The sequence below is a fragment of the Cobetia sp. SIMBA_158 genome, assembly GCF_046566945.1.
Lineage (GTDB): Bacteria > Pseudomonadota > Gammaproteobacteria > Pseudomonadales > Halomonadaceae > Cobetia > Cobetia amphilecti.
In genome coordinates, this window is record NZ_JAWJYL010000730.1 from 1 (window position 1) to 253 (window position 253).

Here is a 253-nt window from a genome sequence, read left to right on the forward strand (position 1 = left end):
GTAATGAATCGGCAGAGCCATGTTCAAGCGTGTTTACATCAATAGTGTGGTCAATCTTTTTAACCACAGCCGATGTGTTTTTGCTGCCTAGTTTTAGGTTGTAGTTTTTACCTAGCACTAATGGCGATTCGTGCATCCATACAATTTTAGCCTGAAGCTGATTAGTAACAACGGCAGTTGAACTTGCCGGTACGATTACGTCGCCGCGGCTAATGTCTATTTCACTGTTTAGCGTAATAGTAATTGCTTGGCC

At 42.7% G+C, this 253-nt stretch carries 1 protein-coding gene; it reads right to left on the reverse strand.

What is annotated here, in order from left to right; all coding sequences use genetic code 11:
* A partial coding sequence (locus R2R70_RS21735) for an elongation factor 1-alpha C-terminal domain-related protein (RefSeq protein WP_410979157.1) occupies positions 1-253 on the reverse strand: 253 nt, incomplete at both ends.